Annotated in this window: 23 protein-coding genes; 8 read left to right on the top strand and 15 right to left on the bottom strand. The window is 56.3% G+C overall.

Going from position 1 to position 22,227, the window contains the following annotated elements; translation table 11 throughout:
* The first annotated feature begins 212 nt into the window (after positions 1-212).
* From AX755_RS06200 to AX755_RS06185, 4 genes are all read left to right on the top strand, one after another.
* Positions 213-1,757, top strand: coding sequence for a PTS transporter subunit EIIC (locus AX755_RS06200; protein ID WP_062856465.1), 1,545 nt, complete (start codon positions 213-215; stop codon positions 1,755-1,757).
* A 12-nt stretch (positions 1,758-1,769) separates the two neighbouring features.
* A complete protein-coding gene (locus AX755_RS06195; protein WP_062856464.1) occupies positions 1,770-3,137 on the top strand; it encodes a 6-phospho-alpha-glucosidase in 1,368 nt (455 codons plus the stop codon).
* A gap of 90 nt (positions 3,138-3,227) precedes the next feature.
* The gene (gene sseA / locus AX755_RS06190; protein ID WP_062856463.1) at positions 3,228-4,073 is read left to right on the top strand and encodes a 3-mercaptopyruvate sulfurtransferase; all 846 of its coding nucleotides are present in this window, start codon (positions 3,228-3,230) and stop codon (positions 4,071-4,073) included.
* Positions 4,073-4,843 carry a MurR/RpiR family transcriptional regulator gene (locus AX755_RS06185; protein WP_013098289.1) on the top strand — a complete coding sequence of 257 codons (771 nt, stop codon included), beginning with the start codon at positions 4,073-4,075 and terminating at the stop codon, positions 4,841-4,843. The genes sseA and AX755_RS06185 overlap by 1 nt, the downstream gene beginning before the upstream one ends.
* A gap of 17 nt (positions 4,844-4,860) precedes the next feature.
* On the opposite strand, the gene sseB is transcribed toward AX755_RS06185, so the two are convergent.
* The 11 genes from sseB to trmJ form a co-directional block, all read right to left on the bottom strand.
* The gene (gene sseB, locus AX755_RS06180) at positions 4,861-5,637 is read right to left on the bottom strand and encodes an enhanced serine sensitivity protein SseB (protein WP_020690031.1); all 777 of its coding nucleotides are present in this window, start codon (positions 5,635-5,637) and stop codon (positions 4,861-4,863) included.
* Between the two features lie 112 nt (positions 5,638-5,749).
* The gene (gene pepB / locus AX755_RS06175) at positions 5,750-7,036 is read right to left on the bottom strand and encodes an aminopeptidase PepB (protein ID WP_013098291.1); all 1,287 of its coding nucleotides are present in this window, start codon (positions 7,034-7,036) and stop codon (positions 5,750-5,752) included.
* 53 nt (positions 7,037-7,089) lie between these two features.
* Positions 7,090-7,290 (bottom strand): Fe-S cluster assembly protein IscX, encoded by a 201-nt coding sequence (gene iscX / locus AX755_RS06170; RefSeq protein ID WP_003860650.1) that lies wholly within the window; start codon positions 7,288-7,290, stop codon positions 7,090-7,092.
* Between the two features lies 1 nt (position 7,291).
* The gene (gene fdx / locus AX755_RS06165; RefSeq protein WP_003860652.1) at positions 7,292-7,627 is read right to left on the bottom strand and encodes an ISC system 2Fe-2S type ferredoxin; all 336 of its coding nucleotides are present in this window, start codon (positions 7,625-7,627) and stop codon (positions 7,292-7,294) included.
* A 1-nt stretch (position 7,628) separates the two neighbouring features.
* Positions 7,629-9,479, bottom strand: a complete 1,851-nt coding sequence (gene hscA, locus AX755_RS06160) for a Fe-S protein assembly chaperone HscA (protein ID WP_062856462.1) — start codon at positions 9,477-9,479, stop codon at positions 7,629-7,631.
* 14 nt (positions 9,480-9,493) lie between these two features.
* Positions 9,494-10,009 (bottom strand): co-chaperone HscB, encoded by a 516-nt coding sequence (gene hscB / locus AX755_RS06155; RefSeq protein ID WP_020690034.1) that lies wholly within the window; start codon positions 10,007-10,009, stop codon positions 9,494-9,496.
* An 80-nt stretch (positions 10,010-10,089) separates the two neighbouring features.
* Positions 10,090-10,413 carry an iron-sulfur cluster assembly protein IscA gene (gene iscA / locus AX755_RS06150; protein ID WP_003860659.1) on the bottom strand — a complete coding sequence of 108 codons (324 nt, stop codon included), beginning with the start codon at positions 10,411-10,413 and terminating at the stop codon, positions 10,090-10,092.
* Positions 10,414-10,426: 13 nt separating this feature from the next.
* On the bottom strand, positions 10,427-10,813 hold the full coding sequence (iscU, locus tag AX755_RS06145; protein ID WP_003860661.1) for a Fe-S cluster assembly scaffold IscU: 387 nt from the start codon (positions 10,811-10,813) through the stop codon (positions 10,427-10,429).
* 24 nt (positions 10,814-10,837) lie between these two features.
* Positions 10,838-12,052: a cysteine desulfurase gene (gene iscS / locus AX755_RS06140; RefSeq protein WP_003860663.1), complete on the bottom strand. Its 1,215-nt coding sequence runs from the start codon at positions 12,050-12,052 to the stop codon at positions 10,838-10,840.
* Between the two features lie 117 nt (positions 12,053-12,169).
* Complete coding sequence (iscR, locus tag AX755_RS06135; protein ID WP_013098294.1) at positions 12,170-12,661, bottom strand: Fe-S cluster assembly transcriptional regulator IscR; 492 nt, start codon at positions 12,659-12,661, stop codon at positions 12,170-12,172.
* A gap of 239 nt (positions 12,662-12,900) precedes the next feature.
* On the bottom strand, positions 12,901-13,626 hold the full coding sequence (trmJ, locus tag AX755_RS06130) for a tRNA (cytosine(32)/uridine(32)-2'-O)-methyltransferase TrmJ (protein ID WP_013098295.1): 726 nt from the start codon (positions 13,624-13,626) through the stop codon (positions 12,901-12,903).
* Between the two features lie 131 nt (positions 13,627-13,757).
* On the opposite strand from trmJ, the gene suhB reads away from it, so the two are divergent.
* Positions 13,758-14,561 carry an inositol-1-monophosphatase gene (suhB, locus tag AX755_RS06125; protein WP_062856461.1) on the top strand — a complete coding sequence of 268 codons (804 nt, stop codon included), beginning with the start codon at positions 13,758-13,760 and terminating at the stop codon, positions 14,559-14,561.
* A 61-nt stretch (positions 14,562-14,622) separates the two neighbouring features.
* On the opposite strand, the gene AX755_RS06120 is transcribed toward suhB, so the two are convergent.
* Positions 14,623-15,603 (bottom strand): nickel/cobalt transporter, encoded by a 981-nt coding sequence (locus tag AX755_RS06120; RefSeq protein WP_062856460.1) that lies wholly within the window; start codon positions 15,601-15,603, stop codon positions 14,623-14,625.
* Positions 15,594-16,232, bottom strand: a complete 639-nt coding sequence (locus AX755_RS06115) for a DUF1007 family protein (RefSeq protein WP_062856459.1) — start codon at positions 16,230-16,232, stop codon at positions 15,594-15,596. The genes AX755_RS06120 and AX755_RS06115 overlap by 10 nt, the downstream gene beginning before the upstream one ends.
* A gap of 125 nt (positions 16,233-16,357) precedes the next feature.
* Here AX755_RS06115 and csiE point away from each other — a divergent pair, with 125 nt between their 5' ends.
* The gene (gene csiE, locus AX755_RS06110) at positions 16,358-17,635 is read left to right on the top strand and encodes a stationary phase inducible protein CsiE (protein ID WP_045293500.1); all 1,278 of its coding nucleotides are present in this window, start codon (positions 16,358-16,360) and stop codon (positions 17,633-17,635) included.
* Here csiE and AX755_RS06105 read toward each other — a convergent pair whose 3' ends face one another.
* Positions 17,636-18,775 (bottom strand): 3-phenylpropionate MFS transporter, encoded by a 1,140-nt coding sequence (locus tag AX755_RS06105; RefSeq protein WP_013098300.1) that lies wholly within the window; start codon positions 18,773-18,775, stop codon positions 17,636-17,638.
* A 172-nt stretch (positions 18,776-18,947) separates the two neighbouring features.
* Here AX755_RS06105 and AX755_RS06100 point away from each other — a divergent pair, with 172 nt between their 5' ends.
* Entirely contained in the window at positions 18,948-19,370 is a 423-nt protein-coding gene (locus AX755_RS06100) for a DoxX family protein (RefSeq protein WP_013098301.1), read from the top strand.
* Between the two features lie 53 nt (positions 19,371-19,423).
* On the opposite strand, the gene glyA is transcribed toward AX755_RS06100, so the two are convergent.
* Entirely contained in the window at positions 19,424-20,677 is a 1,254-nt protein-coding gene (gene glyA, locus AX755_RS06095) for a serine hydroxymethyltransferase (RefSeq protein WP_013098302.1), read from the bottom strand.
* Between the two features lie 303 nt (positions 20,678-20,980).
* On the opposite strand from glyA, the gene hmpA reads away from it, so the two are divergent.
* Entirely contained in the window at positions 20,981-22,171 is a 1,191-nt protein-coding gene (gene hmpA, locus AX755_RS06090) for an NO-inducible flavohemoprotein (protein WP_062856458.1), read from the top strand.
* The last annotated feature ends 56 nt before the right edge of the window (positions 22,172-22,227 follow it).

Here is a 22,227-nt window from a genome sequence, read left to right as displayed (position 1 = left end):
CGTTAATACAAAAAGTCCATTTTTAGGATCTGGAAGGCGGCTCGCATCGTCAACGTGGTGATGTTACGCCGATCACAACGTCAAACGTCACATGTTACCTTTCACGTCATTTGTTTTTAAAACAAGAAGATAGCTGGATAAGCTCGCCGGGAGCCTGCTAGTTTTAAGCTCAAGACGCACCCCGAGTGCGCGGTTCAATAAGAGAGAAAGCCATGAAACGAGCCGTGAACGCCCTACAAAATTTCGGAAAATCATTGTACGGACCGGTACTTATTTTACCGATCGTCGGTCTGTTTATCGCCTTTGGCAATGTGCTGGGCAATGGCAACCTGGCCGAGTATCTGCCGTTTCTCGGCCATCCGCTGATCCAGAATATCGGCCAGCTGATCGCCAAATCTGCCGTGTCGGTGCTGGTTAACCTGGCCCTGGTGTTTGCCGTCGGCATCCCGATTGGTCTGGCAACACGGGACAAAGGCTACGCGGCGCTGATTGGGCTGGTGACGTTTGTGGTGTTTATCAACGCCATGAACGTCACGCTACAGCTTCAGGGCGAACTGGCAAACGCAGCACAGATGAAAGCCGCTGGGCAGACCATGGTGCTGGGCGTTCAGGTGCTGGAGATGGGCGTGTTCGCCGGGCTCCTGACCGGCGCGCTTTCCGGATACCTGTACAACAAATACTCCGGCGTACAGTTTAACGGCGCGATGGCGATTTACTCTGGTCACTGTTTTGTCGCCATTGTGATGCTGCCCGTTTCCATGCTGCTCGGCGTAGTGATGAGCGAGCTGTGGCCGTTTGCCCAGCACGGCATTAGCGCAATGGCGCTTGCCATCAAAGGTTCTGGTCCGTTCGGCGTGGCGATCTACGGCTTCCTTGAGCGCATTCTGGTGCCCACCGGCCTGCATCATCTGGTCTATACCCCGTTCCTGTATACCGAACTGGGCGGCACGCAAGAGGTGTGCGGTACGGTTTATCAGGGCGCGCGCAACATTTACTTCGCGGAAATGGCCTGTCCGGAGGTGAAACAGCTCAGCAGCACGGTGGTATGGGATGCGCGCGGCATCAGCAAGATGTTTGGCCTGCCGGCGGCGGCGCTGGCGATGTACATGACCGCAAAGCCGGAGCGTAAAGCGGCAGCAAAAGCGATTCTGATCCCGGCGGCGCTCACTTCGCTGCTGGTCGGCGTCACCGAGCCCATTGAGTTCTCCTTCCTGTTTGTCGCCCCGCTGCTGTTCGTGGTGCACGCGGTGCTGACGGGTATCGGGATGATGCTGTTCTCCCTGCTGGGTGTTCACGCCATCGGCGCTAACGGGATTATCGATTTTATTCTCTACAACCTGCCGCTCGGTACGGAGAAGTCCAACTGGCCGATGTACATCGTGGTCGGGCTGATCATGTTCGCCCTCTACTTCGTGGTGTTCCGCTTCCTGATCCTGCGTTTCAACATGAAAACGCCAGGCCGTGAAGATGAGGACCAGGAGACGCGCCTTTACAGCAAACAGGAGTACCAAGCGAAGGGCAATAACGACGGGCTGGGTGAATCCATCGTCGTCGGTCTGGGCGGCCGGGAAAATATTGAAGTGGTGGATAACTGCTACACCCGCTTACGTGTGACGGTGAAGGATGTCGCCATCATTGATGAGCCGCGCCTGAAAGCGACCGGCGCAAAAGGGATTATCAAACAAGGTAACAACGTTCAGGTGGTCTACGGGCTGCATGTCAAAAAAATGCGAGAAGCCGTTGAGACGTTTCTCTGAAAGGAGCTAAAGATGTTTACACCCCCATTCATTCTGTCGATTGCTGGCGGCGGTAGCACCTACACGCCAGGTATTGTGAAAAGCCTGATGGTGCGTCTGCAGGACTTCCCGCTGGCCGAAATCCGCCTCTACGACATCGACGAGGCGCGTCAGAACACGATTGCTCCGGTGGTGGAAAAAGTGATCCGCGACCACAGCCAGAGCATCAAATTTACCGTCACCAATGACCCGGAAGTGGCCTTCAGCGGCGCACACTTCGTCTTCGCCCAGATGCGCGTTGGCCAGTATAAAATGCGCGAGCAGGATGAGAAGATCCCGCTGCGCCACGGCGTGGTTGGTCAGGAGACCTGCGGCCCCGGCGGGCTGGCTTACGGGCTGCGTACGATCCTGCCAATGGTCGAGCTTATCGATCTGGTAGATCGCTACGCGCATGAAAAAGCATGGATCGTAAACTACTCCAACCCGGCGGCAATCGTCGCAGAGGGGGTGCGTCGTCTGCGGCCAAACGCCCGCGTGCTGAATATTTGCGATATGCCGGTTGCTGCAATGCGTAACATGGGAGCCATTCTGGGGGTCGATCGCCGCAAGCTGGAGGTGGACTACTTTGGGCTGAATCACTTCGGCTGGTTTACCCGTGTGTTGGTGGACGGCGAGGACAAGCTGCCGGAGCTGCGTAAACATATCGCGAAGTTTGGTCTGCTGACGGAAGATGCCGCCAAAACCGACCCGCAGCACTCCGATCCGTCGTGGGTGAAAACCTGGCGCAACATCAAGCCGATCATGGATAACTTCCCGGAGTATCTGCCGAACCCGTATCTGCAGTACTACCTGATGCCGAACCAGATTGTTGAGCATCAGAACCCGGACTACACCCGCGCTAACGAAGTGATGAACGGGCGTGAGAAAAAGCTGTTTGCCGCAGCCGAAGAATATAAGCGTACCGGGATCCTGCCGGACGCCTTCCACGTTGGCGTTCACGGCGAGTTTATCGTCGATGTCGCCTGCTCGCTGGCCTTCAACCTGCGGAGCCGTCATCTGGTGATGGTGGAAAACCGCGGGGCAATTACTAATCTGCCGTACGATGCGGTCGTCGAGGTTCCCGCTTATATCACCTCCGAGGGGCCAGAGCCTGTCCGCGTGGGCCAGGTGCCGCTGTTCCATCAGACGCTGCTGCAACAGCAGCTCGCCTCTGAACAGTTGCTGGTGGAAGCAACCATTGAAGGGAGCTATGAGAAAGCGCTGCAGGCATTTACCCTGAATCGCACCGTGCCGACCATGGAGCACGCGAAAGCGATTCTGGATGAGATGATCGAGGCAAACCGCGAGTACTGGCCTGCGCTGCAAAAAGCCTGGCTGAACGGCGAAGCGGTGAAAAAATAGGGGCTTGCTCGCGAGTTGAACGTGGTTTGCTTGTCGGTGTCAGAAAAAACATCGACAATCCTTTTTTACGGAAAAGAATGGAGGCAACCCATGTCCACCTCATATTTTGTCGCCGCCGACTGGCTGATTGAGCACGGCGACGATCCTGAAGTGCAGATTATTGACGCGCGTATGGCTCCTCCGGGCCAGGAGCATCGTGACGTTCCCGGTGAATACCGCGCAGGGCACCTGCCGGGCGCGGTATTTTTTGATATCGAAGCCCTCTCCGATCACACCTCCCCTCTGCCGCACATGCTGCCGCGCCCGGAAGCCTTCTCCGTAGCGATGCGCGAGCTGGGCATCAGCAAAGACAAACACCTCGTTGTTTATGATGAAGGTAACCTCTTCTCTGCCCCGCGCGCGTGGTGGATGCTGAAAAACTTCGGCGTCGAGAAAGTCTCGATTCTGGCGGGGGGTCTGGCTGGCTGGAAGCGCGACGAACTGCCGCTGCAGCAGGGGGACGTGACGCTGACGGAGGGGGATTTTGACGCGACGTTTGACGCAAATGTGGTGAAACGCCTGACCGACGTGCTGGTCGTCAGCCATGAAAACACTGCTCAAATCGTCGATGCGCGTCCTGCCGCACGTTTTAACGCTGAAGCGGACGAACCTCGCTCAGGCCTGAAACGCGGACACATTCCGGGGGCGTTGAACGTGCCGTGGGGCGATCTGGTGTTTGAGGGCGAGCTGAAAACCACCGATGAGCTACGCGCGATTTTTGATCGTCAGGGCGTGGATTTACACCGTCCGATTATTGCCAGCTGCGGTTCCGGCGTAACGGCCTGCGTGGTGATCCTGGCGCTCGCCACGCTCGGCGTAAACGACGTCACGCTGTACGACGGCGCCTGGAGTGAGTGGGGTGCGCGAGACGACCTGCCGGTTGAACCCGCGAAATAATGGATAACCGCCTGGCCACGCTGTTAACGCGCGGGGAATCGCTGACCCGCGCGGAGTATCGCGTACTCGCCCACCTCACGGAGCATCCGCTGTTGGTAGGTAACATCACGGTGCGGGAACTGGCACAGGCGACATTTGTCTCTACCGCGACGATTATGCGGCTGTGTCAGAAGCTGGGGTTCAGCGGGTTTAGCGAGTTTATCTGGCACTGCAAACAGCTCCTCACCGACACGCCGCATATTACGACGCAAGGAAACGCCCTTCCGCAGTTGCCCGCGCTGTTCAGCCAGTTTATTGCCAACTATCAGCAGACATTCCAGTGGGTGACCGATGAGAAGCGTCTGCAGTTTGCCGACCTGCTGCGTCACAAAGAGAGCTTCTTTCTCTACGGTGCCGGGTTTTCCTATCTGTTTGCCGAATACCTGACCAAAAAACTGCAGGTGCTGGGGAAAACGGCGTTTATCTCCGGGCCGGGTGACAGCCGGAACATCTTTCTCAGCAACGCCGCCCGGTATCAGGTATTTATTGCCGTCTCGCGCAGCGGCGAAACAGAGCAGGTGCTGGATAAAGCGCGGATCGCCAAAAACGTCGGGATGACGATTGTCGCGTTTACCCGCGCCTCGGCCAATACGCTGGCGGGCATGGCGGACGTGCACTTCGCTCTCTATGACGAGGCGGTGCATTACGCCGCGGAAGCCGCAGGGGTGACGTCGTTTGAGTCGAATCTGGTACTGCTGATGGATTTACTGCTGCTGGAAGCAACGGGGTGACAGTCACCCCGCTGTAATCAGATGATGCGGTTGGTTTTGAGATCGCGCAGGAAACCGCCCCAGCGACGCTCATAAAACGGTGTGATGTGCTCGGTAATAAAGTGGCTGATGCCCTTCTCACCGTTCTTCACCTGGCAGATATCAATTGGCTCATCGCCCGGCAACGTATCAGTGGCCACACTGCCCGCCGCCTGGATGATCTCGTCGATATCACCGTCAGCTTCAATACCAATCAACAGTACCGGCTGTTCATCCGCTTGCTCTTTAATCGAACAGAGGAACGCGCGTCTTACCGGCTTCAGGGTTTTGAACAACGTGGTCAGGGAATCGATCATCTGCGCTGGCGGTTCGGCCACTTCAGAGAGCAGCAGCGTTTCGCCCCCTTCCAGCACTTCCTGGGTACTGAGCGGGTTACCCTCTTCACCAATCAGATGGCTGATTTCACGCGGCGTGAACTCTTTCCCGGTCGGCAGTTTCGCATTAAGGAACAGCGTCTGGCCCAGCGTCATTTCGAACAGCGTGCGCACCGGCATCACCACGAACGCCTGTTCGTCTTCAACGGCGGTCTGTAGCGCTTCCAGCGAGGTAAAGAACGGGATCACCGAGGTGCCGTCGTCTTTCTCCCAGTGCAGCAGATCCAGCGCGCTATCTTCAACAACCTGCTCACCTTCCGCCGCGGTTCCTGGCACCCAGACGGTGGATTCCAGCAGCGTGCGGAAAAATGCCGGACGGTGGGCGGGCTCGGTCGCCGCCTGTTCCAGCAGGGTTTCTAATTCGTTTTTGGTTTCGGACATAACAATTCCAGATAATGCATTTCCCCCCTCACCCCGGCCCTCTCCCTCAAGGGAGAGGGAGCAAACCATCCCCTCTCCCCGTGGGAGAGGGTTAGGGTGAGGGCAATGACGATTATTCAGCCGTCAGCAGGTTCGCCACGGTACGCACGCCCAGGCCGGTCGCGCCCGCAGACCACTGCTCAACTGCCGCTTTACGGTAGGTTGCGGAGCAGTCGATATGCAGCCAGCCTTCGTGATAGTTCTCAACGAAGTGGGACAGGAAGCCAGCTGCGGTGCTTGCACCCGCCGGGTATGCCGCGCTCGCGGTGTTATTCAGTTCGGCAAAATTAGACGGCAGCTGGCTGCGGTGGAACTCCGCCAGCGGCAGACGCCAGAACGGTTCGTTTTCTGCCGCGGCGCTTGCCAGCAGGCGGGCCGCCAGCTTGTCATCAAAGCTGAACAGCGCATGGTAGTCGTTACCCAGCGCCGTTTTTGCCGCGCCGGTCAGGGTGGCCATATCGATAATCAACTCTGGCTTCTGGGCAGAAGCGTCGATCAGGCCATCAGCCAGCACCAGACGGCCTTCTGCATCGGTGTTCATCACTTCAACATTTTTGCCGTTGCGGTAGCGAATGATGTCGCCCAGCTTGAAGGCGTTACCGCTTACCATGTTGTCCGCGCAGCACAGGTACAGCTTCACGCGTTTTTTCAGGCCACGGGTAATCGCAAACGCCAGCGCACCGGTAATGGTTGCCGCCCCGCCCATGTCGGATTTCATGGAGTCCATGAACGCGCTCTGCTTCAGGCTGTAGCCACCGGTGTCGAAGGTGATACCTTTCCCGACCAGGCAGGCAAACACTGGCGCGTCTTTATCGCCGGTTGGGTTGTAGTCCAGCGCCAGCAGCACCGGTGGACGCTCAGAGCCACGACCCACGGTGTGAATGCCCATGTAGTTCTGCTCGCGCAGGTCTTCACCTTTGGTGATGCGATAAGACATGTTATCGCCGGCCACGCCACACAGCAGGTCAACGGCGCGCTGTGCCAGCTGTTCCGGCCCCAGCTCTTCTGCCGGTGCGTTAATGGTGTCACGTACCCAGTCGATAATGGTCAGGCGGCTTTCCAGCTCTTTTTGACCGGCTTCGTCAAGGTTGGCCCACTCAATTTTGCGGGTGCCTTTTGGCCCTTTATAACCGGCCCAGAACGCCCAGCTGCGGTCGGTGTCCCAGCCCTCGCCTGCAAGAGAGACATGCTTAATGCCGAGCCCATCAATTTTACGCGCGGCGCGCTGGATCAGGCCCAGATCGTCGTTGCCCGTCAGGTGCAGGGTAATACCGTCGTTATTGATACTGTAAGTGGCTTTTTCGCCCCAACGCGCATCGGCGGGTTGCGTAGAGAGCGTAATCTTCATCGCTTCGGTCATTTTATTTATCCTTATTAGCAAACGGGCCGCCTGAAGGCAGCCCGTTACGTGATTTACTCTGCTTCATCTAACCAGACTAACAGAATCGCCTCCAGAATTTTTTCATTGGATGCGTTGGGATCGTCGTCAAAATCCTCTAAATCGCAGATCCACTGATGCATATCGGTGAAGCGTACGGTTTTTGGATCGAGATCCGGGTTAGCGTCGTAGAGCGCTTCGCCGATTTCACGGCTGTCTGTCCACTTCAGTCCCATATTAATGCTCGCGTGCGTGGTTGATGGTGTAGCGTGGGAACTCCACGACCAGATCCTCGTCGGTCACCGCTGCCTGGCAGCTTAAGCGGCTGTCGGGCTCCAGACCCCATGCTTTATCCAGCATGTCATCTTCGTCTTCGGTGCTCTCGGCAAGCGAGTCGAAACCTTCACGCACAATGCAGTGGCACGTCGTGCAGGCACAGGATTTTTCACAGGCGTGTTCCACTTCGATACCTGCACGCAGGGCAACATCGAGAATGGTTTCACCGGTCTTCGCTTCCAGAACAGCGCCATCCGGACAGAGGTCCGCATGAGGCAAAATAACAATCTTTGGCATATTAAACCTCGTCCACGGACTGGCCTTTCAGCGCGACGCGGACAGATTTGTCCATGCGGCGAGCAGCAAAGTCCTGGGTTTGTTTATCAACGTTTTTAATGGCTTCTTCTATTGCGTCAGCGTCAATGCCCTGGGCGACCACGCTTAAGTGCGCAGCAGCCTCGTCAATCACCTGACGCTCAGCGGCGCTTAACAGCGCGGCATCGGCAGCGAGCGCGCCGTTCAGGCTTTCCAGCACGCGTGCGGCTTCCACTTTTTGTTCGGCCAGCATACGCGCCTTCACATCCTGCTCGGCGTAGCTCATTGAGTCCTGAATCATGGAGGCGATTTCGCCATCGGTCAGGCCGTAGGACGGCTTCACCTGAATGGACGATTCGACACCAGTCGATTTTTCCATCGCCGTGACACTCAGCAGGCCGTCCGCATCCACCTGGAAGGTGACGCGAATATGCGCCCCGCCCGCAGGCAGCGCCGGAATGCTCCGCAGCGCAAAGCGCGCCAGAGAACGGCAATCCTGCACCAGTTCGCGTTCGCCCTGCATCACGTGAATGGACATGGCCGTCTGACCGTCTTTAAAGGTAGTGAACTCCTGCGCACGTGCCACCGGAATGGTGGTATTGCGCGGAATGACTTTCTCCACCAGTCCGCCCATGGTCTCTAAACCCAGCGACAGCGGGATAACGTCCAGCAGCAGCATTTCACTGTCCGGCTTGTTGCCGACCAGAATATCCGCTTGAATCGCCGCGCCCACGGCAACCACTTTGTCCGGATCAATGGAGGTCAGCGGCGTGCGGCCAAAGAATTCGCCTACACGCTCACGCACCAGCGGTACGCGGGTGGAGCCACCCACCATGACCACTTCCAGCACCTCATCCGCCTCAACGCCGGCATCTTTCAGCGCACGACGGCAGGCTAACAGCGTGCGTTTCACCAGGGGGGCGATCAGATCGTTAAACTGTTCACGGGCGATCTCACCCTGCCAGCCCGCCACGTTCACACTGACTGACTCAGCATCGCTTAGCGCAATTTTGGCCTCGATGGCCGCATCCAGCAGTTCACGCTGTACGCGCGCATCGCTGCGATCGCTGATACCCGCCTGCTCACGAATGTAATCCGCCAGCAGATGGTCAAAGTCATCGCCGCCCAGCGCGGAGTCCCCGCCGGTCGCCAGCACTTCAAACACCCCACGGCTTAAGCGCAGGATCGAGATATCAAAGGTACCGCCGCCGAGATCGTAAACCGCAATCACCCCTTCCTGACCGGAGTCGAGGCCGTAGGCAATCGCTGCCGCTGTCGGTTCGTTCAGCAGGCGCAGCACATGCAGGCCCGCCAGACGCGCGGCGTCTTTGGTGCCCTGACGCTGTGCGTCATCAAAGTAAGCCGGAACGGTAATCACCACACCGTCTAAATCGCCGCCGAGCGTTGCCGTGGCACGCTCCGCCAGCGCTTTAAGGATGTCAGCGGATACGCGAATCGGGTTCAGCAGCCCGGCCGCAGTCGCAATCATCGGCAGGCCGTTTTCACTGGCCTGCAGCTGATACGGCAGATGCGGGTAACGGGTCTGAATATCGGCCAGCGAGCGGCCCATCATCCGCTTAACGGAGCTGATGGTATTCGCCGGATCGCGCGCGGCGTTAGTGCGGGCATCAAAGCCCACCGCGCGGCCCTGCTGCTGGTAGTGGACCACGGAAGGCAGCAGATGGCGGCCCTGCTCGTCAGCCAGCGTCTCCGCCTGGCCGCTACGCACGGTCGCCACGAGGGAATTGGTGGTGCCGAGATCAATACCCACCGCCAGACGACGCTGGTGCGGTGCGGCACTTAAGCCAGGCTCACTAATTTGTAATAAGGCCATAATTGCTTCCGAAATTAAAAATCGAGCAGCTTTTCTTCGAGTTGTTCAGCACTGCTTCGCAGTTTATCGAGAAAACGGAGTTTGCGCACAGTGTCTGCCGCCACGTCCCAGGTCTCGTTGTTCAGTTGCGCCACCATCTGCTGATGGCGGGTATCAAACATGCCCTTCACGCGCGTGATGAACCCTTCCAGACGCGCTTCGTCTTTGGCCTGTTCAATCTCATCCAGCTCTTCGCGAAGCGTAAGCTGTTCCATCAGAAACGCCGTGTCGCGTACGGTGTGTTGTTCGCTCGCCAGATCAAAGCCGTGGAGCGAAAGCAGATATTCAGCACGCGCCAGCGGATGGCGCAGCGTCTGCCAGGCCTGGTTGATGGTCGCGGATTGCGACACCGCAGCCAGTTGTTCAGCCTGAGTACCGCTGGCGAATTTGTCCGGATGATACTGACGCTGCAGGTCCTGAAAACGGATCGTCAGCGCCTGGAGATCAATCGGGTATTGAGCGGGTAAACCGAAGAGAGTGAAGTAATCCATAACAATCTCAGGGGTAGCCTGTTAGAACAAACCCCACGCGTAGCAAATAAAGCCACGGTGGGGTTTCGGATGACGCGCGATTAAACGTGGAAGCTTTCGCCGCAACCACACTCGTCTTTGACGTTCGGGTTCGTGAATTTGAACCCTTCGTTCAGGCCTTCTTTTACAAAGTCCAGCTGAGTGCCGTTGAGGAATTGCAGGCTTTTGCCATCGACCACCACCTTCACGCCCTTGTCTTCAAACACAGTGTCATCGGACGCTGGTTCGTCAACAAACTCCAGTACGTAAGCCATACCAGAACAGCCGGAGGTACGTACGCCCAGTCGCAGGCCAAAGCCTTTACCACGGTTCGCCAGAAAAGAGCTTACTCGCGCGGCAGCGCTGTCGCTAAGGGTAATCGACATACTCAAACCTCAATTATTTTGCTTCACGTTTGCTTTTGTAATCCGCAATGGCGGCTTTGATCGCGTCTTCTGCCAGGATAGAACAGTGAATTTTCACCGGTGGCAGTTCGAGTTCTTCAGCAATATCCGTGTTCTTGATTGCCTGTGCCTCGTCCAGAGACTTGCCCTTCACCCACTCGGTGACCAGGGAGCTGGACGCGATAGCAGAACCGCAGCCGTAGGTCTTGAAGCGCGCGTCTTCAATGATACCTTCATTGTTGACTTTAATCTGCAACTTCATCACGTCGCCACAAGCTGGCGCGCCAACCATACCGCTACCTACGCTCTCGTCGCTGTTGTCAAAAGAGCCAACGTTGCGCGGGTTCTCGTAATGATCGATAACTTTTTCGCTGTATGCCATGATTGAATTCTCCTTATGTACCGATTAGTGATGTGACCATTCAATGCTGTTCAGATCCACGCCCTGCTTGAACATTTCCCACAGTGGAGAAAGGTCACGCAGACGGCCGATGGAGTTGCGAACCAGCTTGATGGTGTAGTCAATCTCTTCTTCGGTAGTGAAACGACCTAAAGAGAAACGGATAGAGCTGTGTGCCAGCTCGTCAGTCATACCCAGCGCGCGCAGCACGTAGGATGGCTCCAGGCTTGCAGACGTACAGGCAGAACCGGAAGAGACCGCCAGGTCTTTCAGCGCCATGATCAGCGATTCGCCTTCAACATAGTTGAAGCTCACGTTGAGAATGTTGGGTGCGCCCTGCTCGAGATCGCCGTTCAGATACACTTCTTCCATATCTTTCACGCCGTCCCACAGACGGTTACGGAGCGTGCGCAGGCGCGCCATCTCGGTTTCCATCTCTTCTTTCGCAATGCGGTAAGCTTCGCCCATGCCCACGATCTGGTGAACAGGCAGCGTACCGGAACGCATGCCGCGCTCATGACCGCCACCGTGCATCTGCGCTTCAATGCGGATACGTGGCTTACGACGAACGTACAGCGCGCCAATGCCTTTCGGGCCATAGATTTTGTGGCCGGAGAAGGACATCAGGTCGACTTTCAGCTGGCTCAGGTCGATAGGCAGTTTGCCCACGCTCTGAGTCGCATCAACGTGATAGATGATGCCGCGCGCACGGCACATTTCGCCGATGGTCGCGATATCCTGCACCACGCCGATTTCGTTGTTTACATGCATGATGGAAACCAGGATGGTGTCATCACGCATCGCCGCTTCGAGCTCTTTCAGGTCAATAATACCGTTGCTCTGTGGCGCCAGGTAAGTGACTTCAAAGCCTTCACGCTCGAGCTGACGGCAGGTGTCCAGCACAGCTTTATGTTCGGTTTTGCTGGTGATGATGTGCTTGCCTTTTTTCTGATAAAAGTTGGCTGCACCTTTGATCGCCAGGTTGTCGGATTCGGTCGCACCGGAGGTGAACACAATCTCACGCGGGTCGGCACCCACCAGGTCAGCAATCTGATTACGGGCGATATCCACCGCCTCTTCAGCATGCCAGCCAAAACGGTGTGAACGGGAAGCTGGGTTACCAAAGTTTCCGTCCAGGGTCAGACACTGCATCATTTTCTCGGCAACACGCGGGTCCACCGGCGTGGTTGCGGAGTAGTCGAGATAAATCGGTAATTTCATTGCTCTATAAACTCCGTACATCGCTTCAATGCAAGGAATCAGGCAACCGGCTGGATGTACGACCGAGTACACGGGGCAGCTTCGCCCCGGCCTGATTCTGAAATACTTATCTTTTTATTACGCGCGTAATTTAACGTCGATAGCGTCCTGCGCGCGGGTGCTGCGTTGAGATTCCTGGCTGTGCTGACGGCCCGATACATCCAGAACTTCCTGGTTATTCACCAGTTCACCGAGGGTGATGTTGTTCAGGAAGCCGGTCAGGCGGTCGCTCAGATCGCGCCACAGCGCGTGGGTCAGGCACTTATCGCCGCCCTGGCAGCCACCTTTCCCCTGGCAACGGGTCGCATCAACGGATTCGTCAACCGCACTAATGACTTCGCCAACCGCAATACTGCCCGCGTCTTTACCCAGCAGATAACCGCCGCCTGGGCCACGAACGCTGGAAACCAGTCCATTTTTACGCAGTCTGGAGAACAGCTGTTCCAGATAAGAGAGGGAGATCCCTTGTCGTTCAGAAATATCAGCCAACGGAACCGGGCCCGCTTCGGAGTTGAGCGCAACGTCCAGCATCGCGGTTACGGCATAACGCCCTTTAGATGTCAGTCTCATGTCTTACTTAACCTCAAACTCGCCCCTGCCCGGGGTTTTTTATAGTAAAATGGGGTATTGCATAGCAGGGCCAAGTCTGACATTCCTGACTAAATTGGTCAACTATTTACTTGACTGTTTTAGTCAGGTATTTAACCTTCCGTGCTCTCATTGTTTTTGTCGGGTGGCGCTACGCTTACCCGACCTACAAAACCGTAGGCCCGTGCAAGCGCAGCGCCGCCGGGCAACAACGCGCACCGTTATTCTTTATTCTTCTGCTCAATCGACGCCAGAATCCCACGCAGGATGTTCAGTTCCTGGCTTTCCGGGCGCGCACGGGTGAACAGGCGACGCAGCTTATTCATCACCTGCCCCGGATGGCCTTCGCGGATAAAACCGGTAGAGAGCAGCGTCTGCTCCAGGTGACCATAGAAGCGCTCCAGATCGTCCACCAGCGGATAGGCGGTCTCTTCTTTCGGTTCTGCCACTTTCTCCTGGGTCGCCAGCCAGGCCATCCGCACTTCGTAGGCAATGACCTGCACCGCCATTGCCAGGTTCAGCGAGCTGTATTCCGGGTTCGCCGCAATCGCGACGTGGTAATGGCACTTCTGCAGTTCGTCATTGGTCAAGCCGACGCGCTCACGCCCAAACACCAGCGCCACAGGCGCCTGTTCCGCTTCTGAGACACTTTTCAGGCCGCATTCGCGCGGGTCGAGCATTGGCCACGGCAGCGTACGGGAACGCGCGCTGGTACCGACGACCAGACTGCAACCCGCCAGCGCTTCGTCCAGGGTATCAACAATTTGCGCGTTGCCAATCACGTCGCTGGCACCGGCGGCCAGTGCGATGGCCTGAGAGTCCGGTTTCACCAGCGGATTAACCAGCCACAGATTCGTTAAGCCCATGGTTTTCATAGCGCGGGCAACGGAGCCCATATTGCCGGTATGCGATGTTTCAACCAGCACGATTCGAATGTTTTGCAGCATAGTTTTGGATGTCTGAATTCAGTGTCTAAAGAATATTCGGGCATATTATCATAAACGAGAGACATATTCCGATCCCGCTGCTATACTCTGCGCCGATTTTCCTGTTCTTTAACATCCAGTGAGAGAGACCGATGCATCCGATGCTGACCATCGCCGTGCGCGCAGCGCGCAAGGCGGGTAATGTAATTGCCAAACACTACGAAACGCCAGACTCCGTAGAAACCAGCCAGAAAGGCAGCAATGATTTCGTGACTAACGTCGATAAAGCCGCAGAAGCGATTATTATCGAAACGATCCGCAAATCTTACCCACAGCACACCATCATCACCGAAGAAAGCGGTGAACATGAAGGTACCGATCAGGATGTTCAATGGGTTATCGATCCACTGGATGGCACCACCAACTTCGTTAAACGCCTGCCACACTTCTCTGTGTCTATTGCAGTACGCATTAAAGGCCGTACTGAAGTTGCCGTTGTTTATGATCCAATGCGTAACGAACTGTTCACCGCTACCCGCGGTCAGGGCGCGCAGCTGAACGGTTACCGTCTGCGCTGCAGCAATGCACGCGATCTGGACGGCACCATTCTGGCGACCGGTTTCCCGTTCAAGGCTAAACAGCACGCAACCACCTACATGAATATCCTCGGCAAACTGTTCACCGAATGCGCGGACTTCCGTCGCACCGGCTCTGCCGCGCTGGATCTGGCCTACGTGGCGACCGGCCGCGTTGACGGTTACTTCGAACTGGCGCTGAAGCCGTGGGACTTTGCTGCGGGTGAGCTGATCGCGCGTGAAGCAGGCGCACTGGTATGCGATTTCACCGGCGGCCATAACTATATGTCTACCGGCAACATCGTTGCAGGTAACCCACGCGTTGTTAAAGCCATGCTGGCAAACATGCGTGATAAACTGAGCGATGCGCTGAAGCGTTAATCCCGGTAATTCCCTCTCCCACCGGGAGAGGGTCAGGGTGAGGACATCAGACCGCACCCTACTAAAACGGTCGCAATCCCCTTCCCACCGGCACCGCACTCATCCACATCGTCACCGCCGCTACCAGCAGAATCACCCCGCCCGCCAGCGCGAGCGTCGTCCAGCCTACCTGTCGCCACAGCACCGGCGTTTTATTGCCGCTGAGTTTTACCGCCAGTTGACGGAAGCTGTGAACCAGTAATGCCAGTGACGAAATGGTCAGGGACGTTCCTGCCGCCATAGCCAGCGCAGAGAGCATGCCCCAGCCGAATACGCCAATCACTTTGCTGAACAGCAGCACCATGATCGCGCCTGAACATGGTCGCATCCCCATTGAAAGAACAATCATCACCCGCGCACGCCAGTCGTCGCCGCTCTGCAACTGCGCCTGCGTAGGCAGATGCTGATGTCCGCAGCCGCAGTGGGCATCATGGACATGATGTGGCGTAAAGGATTTGAAGGTTGGCTTTTGCAGCAGTACGCGCATTTTTTTCAGCGCCCGCCAGCAGAGGATCACCCCCAGCACGCCCACCAGCGCATAACTTCCCTTCTCCAGCCAGAAACTGCTCAGGTGCAGCTGACGAGCGGGAAGCTGTAACAGCGAGAGGACGACCACTACCAGCCCGATAGCGACGCCGCCCTGCAGCAGCGAAGAGGCCAGTGTCAGACCGATGCTCGATTTCAGCTTCGAGGGATGCGTGGCAAGCCAGGTAGTGATCACAATCTTGCCGTGCCCCGGCCCCAGCGCATGCAGCACCCCGTAGACAAAACTGAATGCCAGCAGGGAACCACCTGCTTTTGTCGGGTTATCCGCCACCGCCTTGAGTAACCCGCTCATCTGCTGGTTAACGTCACGCTGCCAGAGAATGCTTTTCATCATAACCTGCGGCCAGGCCTGCCATAACCACAGCGCGCCGCACACGGCCAACAATAAAAAGAGCGCCAGCGGCCAGAGATGAAGCCAGCGACGTGGTTTGCGGGCGGAAGAGGCGATCACTGACATTGTAACGTCACCTGCTGTGCAAACTGTTTACCCAGTTCCATATCTTCAGGAGGGGCATCCTCTTTATCCAGAGAGACGGCGAAGTTGAGCGTCGCTTCGCTGGGTTTTGGCGTATGAACAGCGAGTTTGCAGGATTTTTGCAGGGTAGTCGGTAGCGTCACGTCACTCTCCTTCGCATAGCTCATATCGACGTAATAGGTGGGGTCGAAGGTGGAAAAGGTATACGTCTGTCCTGCCAGCGGCTGAGGATGCGCCAGCGGGAGAACAAACGTCAGCACCGCCTGATGACCGTCGCGCGACATGCCGTACTCCGTCGGGCGATTCATAAACTTCACCTTTTGTCCGTTATGCCAGAACTCGGTGAAGTAGTGCTGTGCCAGTACGTTGGCCATGACCTCCGCCGCCAGCTTTTTCCAGATCTCATCGCCTGGCTTTGCATTTCCCGCGTCATACAAGAGATCGGCCGAGGTGATTTCATCCATCGTCCAGCGCATTTTCAGGCCGCTCAACTGGGTTCCGTCAGTCACCAGCTCGGTTTTGAGACTGATAAAACTGTGAGGATGCGCGCCGGCGGTGAAAGTGATAACCGCCAAAAATAACGCCATCGCGCTGTGTTTAACTGTTTGCATCAATTCCTCACGTCAAAAATTCTGTGATGTTCGCCAGCAATCCTGAGTGAAAGGGCTGCCGGTACGCTTTTCAGCGTCGATCCTTTAGCTATTCTTACCAGACATTCACACTGGATACCCAACAGATGATGACAACGCTTGAAATTCCATCTGTGCTTTCCAGTTCGCAGCGCCGCTGCCAGGTGCTTTTGATGCTTTACCTGCCCGATGCTGCCGTCACCGCACAGAGCATAATCGCAACCAACGGCGTGGACGACGCCATGGCACGGCAAGATATAGCCGAGACGCGCGATGAAATCCAGCGCTATCACCGGCTGGACATTGTCACGCACCATGACGGCAGCTACCGGATTGAAGGCACGGTCCTGAATCAGCGTTTATGTCTGCTGCACTGGCTGCGCAGGGCGCTCCGCCTGTGCCCACATTTTGTTTCGCAACAGTTTACCCCGGCGCTTAAAACCGCGCTTAAACAGCAGGGCATCGCGCGTCCGCTTTATGACGATACGAATCTGCGGGCGTTGATCAGCTTCTGTTCCCGAAAGCTACAGCGCCCCTTTGACTGCCGTGACGTGCAATTTTTACAGCTCTTCTTGCAGTATTGTCTGATCCAGCATCACCTGGGCAATACGCCGCAGTTTTCCCCCGTTCAGCGCAACTGGACACAGTCGCGAGGGGAATACTTTACGGCGCAGGAAATTGTGCGTCACTGGAAACGCCGCGTGCCGCAGGGGACCCACAGCGACGAACAACTGTTCCTCGCGCTGCTGTTTATGATGCTGCGCACGCCCGATCCGGTGCTCGATAAACATCAGCAGGATCAGCGTCTGCGCCGGGCCATCGTGCGGATGATTGCCCGTTTTCGCGCCCAGACAGGAATGAACTTCAGCGATGAACAAGGGCTGACCGATCAGCTCTACGTTCATCTGGCACAGGCGCTGGACCGGTCGCTGTTTGAGATCGGCATCGACAACAGCCTGCCAGAAGAGATCCATCGCCTTTACCCCCGTCTGTTACGCACCACCAAGGAGGCGTTGTTTGAGCTGGAAGCGGAGTTTGGCCTGCGTTTTTCTGATGAAGAGATGAGTCTGGTGGCGGTGATTTTTGGCGCCTGGCTGATGCAGGAGACCGATCTGCACGAAAAACAGGTGGTGTTATTAACCGGAGAGGATAAATCCTGTGAAGAGGTGATTGAACAGCAGCTACGCGAACTAACGCTGCTGCCGCTCAATATTCGTTATCTGACGCTGCAGGCTTTTCAGAAAGAGGGAGCTCCGCGCGAAGCGGCGCTGGTCATTACCCCTTACCCCACCGCCCTGCCCCTGTTCTCACCGCCGCTGATCCACGCCGTGGAATCGCTGAACGCACAGCAGCAAGAACATATTCGCGCCATGCTGGAATCGTAGTCAGGCGCGCGCGGCCACTTTCGGGCGAATAAACATCGCCGGTAGCGCGACCAGTGCCATTACCCAGAACACGCCGTGTCCCAGATGTTGATACAGGAAGCCCGCAAAGACCGTCATCACGGCAATGCTGCCGCCCATCGCCACCGCAGAATAGACCGCCTGCAAGCGAATCACATCCCCGCCTTCACGCGCGGCGATATAGCGCATGGCCGCCAGATGGCAGACGGTAAAGGTGCCGCAGTGCAGAATTTGCGCCACGATCAGCCAGGGCAGTTCGGTCGTCCAGCCCATAATGCCCCACCGCGCCACGCCACACACGGCGGAGAGCAGCAGCAGGTCGCGCGCGCCGAAGCGGCGAAACAGTTTCTTGCTGAGCGCAAAGATAATCACTTCGGCCACCACGCCAAGCGACCACAGGTAGCCCACGGCAGAGGCAGAGTAACCGGCGCCCTGCCAGTAAATGGCGCTGAAGCCGTAATACGCCGCGTGCGCCCCCTGAAGCAGGCAGACGCAGGCCAGAAAACGCCAGCTTTGCGCCACCAGGCTTCGCCAGGCGGGCCAGCCTGCGCTTTCCTGATGGCGACTTTCGCCTTGCGGCATGACAGACGGTCGCAGCAGCATGCCCAGTAACATCGAGGCGATACCGATGCTTAACAGGGCAAGAATGGCGCGGTAATCGTAAAGGCTGACCAGTTTCCCCACCAGCGCAGAGCCAATCACAAACGCAATGGAGCCCCACAGGCGCACGCGACCGTAGTCCATGGTGATCTGCTTTTGCCAGGTGTTTGCCAGGGCGTCCGTCAGGGGAACCAGCGGGGAGAAGAACAGGTTAAAGCCGACCATCACCACCATCAGCCAGGCAAACTGATGGCTAACCCAGAAGCAGGCCACAAAGACCAACGTTAGCAGGGCAAGAATACGCACCGCTTTGATGAGTAAGGAGGGATCGCTGACGCGCGGTGCAATCAGCAGGCTGCCAAGGAAACGCGCCACCAGCCCCGCCCCCAGCAGGACACCGATGGTTTCCGGAGTAAGGCCAATTCCCTTGAGCCAGACGCTCCAGAAAGGCAGAAAAATACCGTAACTAAAGAAATAGGTGAAATAGCTGAGCGCCAGCCAGCGCGTGGAATGCAAGACCATGAATCCCTCCCGAAATGGAGGCCATAGTCTGGCGAGAATATAAAAATTAAGCAAGTAGATAGCCTGCTATAAATTAACGAAAAATTAACATTCAGTGCAATCGTCTGGCTTATGGCAGGGAACGAAAATGTGTATTACGTTTAAATTACTCCACTTGCAGAGGTTTTCTGCCATGAACTCACTTCGCTATTTCGATTTCGGTCAGTCACGCCACCTGTTGTTGTTGATTGCCCGTATCGCGCTTGTCGTACTCTTTATTATCTTCGGCTATCCAAAACTGACGGGGTTTAACGGCACCGTACAATATATGACGTCGCTTGGCGCGCCAATGCCCATGCTGGCGGCCATTATCGCCGTGGTGATGGAAGTCCCTGCCGCCATCCTGATCGTGCTGGGCTTTTTCACCCGCCCTCTCGCCGTACTGTTTGTGTTCTACACGCTGGGCACGGCAGTTATTGGTCACCATTACTGGGACATGACCGGGGATGCGGTTGTGCCGAATATGATTAATTTCTACAAGAACGTCAGTATTGCTGGCGCATTTATCCTGCTGGCCATTGTGGGACCGGGAGCAATATCCCTCGACCGACGTTAAGACATAAAAAAAGGCCGCAAACGCGGCCTTTTTATTTCTGCTAAGCAGAAAAATTATGCGTATACCGGGAAGCGTGCGCAGATATCCAGAACTTTCGCTTTTACGCGCTCAATAACCGCTTCGTCATTGATGTTATCCAGAACGTCACACATCCAGCCAGCCAGCTCTTTCACTTCCGCTTCTTTGAAACCGCGGCGAGTAACAGCCGGAGAACCGATACGGATACCGGAGGTCACGAACGGACTCTTCGGATCGTTTGGTACGCTGTTTTTGTTCACGGTGATGTTGGCGCGGCCCAGGGCGGCGTCAGCTTCTTTACCGGTCAGGTTCTTATCAACCAGATCCAGCAGGAACAGGTGGTTTTCAGTACCGCCGGACACCACTTTGTAACCACGGTTCAGGAACACTTCCACCATCGCTTTGGCGTTTTTGGCAACCTGCTGCTGGTAGACTTTGAACTCTGGCTCCATCGCTTCTTTCAGCGCGACGGCTTTTGCCGCGATCACGTGCATCAGCGGGCCGCCCTGTGCGCTTGGGAACACAGCGGAGTTCAGTTTTTTGTACAGCTCTTCATCGCCGCCTTTCGCCAGGATCAGGCCACCGCGTGGACCCGCCAGGGTTTTGTGCGTGGTGGTGGTCACAACGTGAGCATGAGGAACCGGGTTCGGGTAAACGCCTGCGGCGATAAGACCGGCAACGTGCGCCATATCCACGAACAGGTAAGCACCGATGCTGTCTGCGATTTCACGCATTTTTGCCCAGTCAACGATACCGGAGTAAGCAGAGAAACCACCGATGATCATCTTCGGCTTGTGCTCTTTAGCCTGCTTCGCCATGTCTTCGTAGTCAATTTTGCCTGACTCATCAATACCGTAAGGGATGATGTTGTACAGTTTGCCAGAGAAGTTTACCGGGGAGCCGTGAGTCAGGTGGCCGCCCTGCGCCAGGTTCATACCCAGAACGGTATCGCCCGGCTGCAGCAGCGCGGTGTAGACCGCGAAGTTTGCCTGAGAGCCGGAGTGCGGCTGGACGTTAGCGTAGTCAGCGCCAAAGAGTTCTTTCGCACGGTCAATCGCCAGTTGCTCAACGATATCAACGTACTCGCAACCGCCGTAGTAGCGCTTGCCCGGATAACCTTCAGCATATTTGTTGGTCAGCTGAGAACCCTGCGCCTGCATGACGCGCGGGCTGGTGTAGTTCTCGGAGGCGATCAGTTCGATGTGCTCTTCCTGACGTACTTTTTCCTGCTCCATAGCCTGCCACAGTTCGGCATCATAATCGGCAATGTTCATTTCACGCTTTAACATCCGCATCTCCTGACTCAGCTAACAAGTAAAATTTGGCCTGAAAAGGCAGTCCTGTTGGACGACGGGCAACAGTATAACTGAATAGTTCTGTGATAACAGGTCTTGACAAACGATTTTACGCAAACGTTTTCCTTCACGCCACGCAAGGGTTTGAGGAATAAAGCCCTCGTCATTTTCAACGGATTTCTTTTCAGGTTTGTGATGCATATATTTCATCTTGCAAAGAACCATTTACATCACAGGGTTATTTTTATAAGATGCATTTAAAATACATCATTAAGTTCACATCAGAAGGACGCGCTCATGCTCGACGCTCAAACCATCGCTACCGTTAAAGCCACCATTCCCCTGCTGGTGGAGACAGGCCCTAAGCTCACCGCTCATTTCTACGACCGCATGTTCGCGCACAACCCGGAGTTGAAAGAGATTTTCAACATGAGTAACCAGCGTAACGGCGATCAGCGGGAAGCGCTTTTCAATGCCATCGCGGCCTACGCCAGCAACATTGAAAATCTGCCAGCCCTGCTGCCTGCGGTGGAGAAAATCGCGCAGAAGCATACCAGCTTCCAGATCAAACCCGAGCAGTACAACATTGTGGGCGGTCACCTGCTGGCGACGCTGGACGAGATGTTCAGCCCGGGCCAGGAGGTACTGGACGCATGGGGCAAAGCTTACGGCGTGCTGGCAAACGTCTTTATCAACCGTGAAGCGCAGATCTACAGCGAAAACGCCAGCAAGAACGGTGGCTGGGAAGGGACCCGCGCCTTCCGCATTGTTGAGAAAACGCCGCGTAGCGCGCTGATTACCAGTTTTGAGTTCGAGCCGGTGGATGGTCAACCCGTTGCCGATTATCAGCCGGGGCAGTATCTCGGCGTCTGGCTGAAGCCTGAAGGTTTCCCGCATCGGGAGATCCGCCAGTACTCCCTCACCCGTAAGCCAAACGGCAAAGGCTACCGTATTGCGGTGAAACGCGAGGACGGCGGTCAGGTTTCCAGCTGGCTGCATAACGAAGCCAGCGTGGGCGACGTGGTTCATCTGGCTGCGCCGGCGGGCGATTTCTTTATGGCCGTTGAGGCAAATACCCCGGTGACGCTGATCTCTGCGGGTGTGGGTCAAACGCCAATGCTGGCGATGCTGGACACGCTGGCGAAATCCAGCCACAGCGCGCAGGTTAACTGGCTCCACGCCGCTGAAAACGGGGATGTGCACGCCTTTGCTGATGAGGTGAAAACGCTGGGTGCTACCCTGCCGCGTTTCACCGCGCACACCTGGTATCGTCTGCCAACGGATGCCGATCGTACAGCGGCCCGCTTTGACAGCGAAGGGTTGATGGATTTACGCCAGCATGAAGGTGCGTTCAGCGCGCCGGAGATGCAGTTCTACGTCTGCGGTCCGGTGGCGTTTATGCAGTATGCCGCGAAACAGCTGGTTGAGCTGGGCGTCAATAAAGACAACATCCATTACGAATGTTTTGGTCCACATAAAGTGCTGTAATACAAAAAGCCCCTCGAACGAGGGGCTTTTTTGCCGGATGGCGGCTGCGCCTGACC

Origin of the sequence: Enterobacter sp. SENG-6, from assembly GCF_001605945.1 — a bacterium.
Lineage (GTDB): Bacteria > Pseudomonadota > Gammaproteobacteria > Enterobacterales > Enterobacteriaceae > Enterobacter > Enterobacter cloacae.
This window is presented reverse-complemented; position numbering and strand designations above follow the sequence as displayed.